The sequence below is a fragment of the Parendozoicomonas verongulae genome (genome assembly GCF_009711465.1).
Lineage (GTDB): Bacteria > Pseudomonadota > Gammaproteobacteria > Pseudomonadales > Endozoicomonadaceae > Sansalvadorimonas > Sansalvadorimonas verongulae.
Genome location: NZ_SMME01000126.1, coordinates 1 through 275, shown reverse-complemented (window position 1 = coordinate 275; position 275 = coordinate 1). Strand labels below are relative to the sequence as shown.

At 50.5% G+C, this 275-nt stretch carries 1 protein-coding gene; it reads right to left on the bottom strand.

Annotated elements, in window-relative coordinates; genetic code table 11:
- On the bottom strand, positions 1–275 hold a 275-nt coding region (locus tag E1189_RS00145), incomplete at both ends, for a C2H2-type zinc finger protein (protein WP_155158141.1).

Here is a 275-nt window from a genome sequence, read left to right as displayed (position 1 = left end):
GTGGATACGTTTGTGCCTGGTGAGATCGCCAGCTGAGGTAAAAGACTTATTGCACCCGGCCTGTTCACAAACAAAGGGACTGTTATCGTCAGTTCGAACCTGAAGCTCTCTGTAATGCTCACGTAACCAGGTATTGAAATGCTGAAGCCGGGAGGGAAACGGGTTTCCTGAAAGAAAGGGTGAGCAGTAGGTGTGAGGGAGAGCATCCTCACCCGGAGACACATGGCACATATTTGCCTTACCCAGAATCCATGTTGTGGCACCTGTTTCAACGG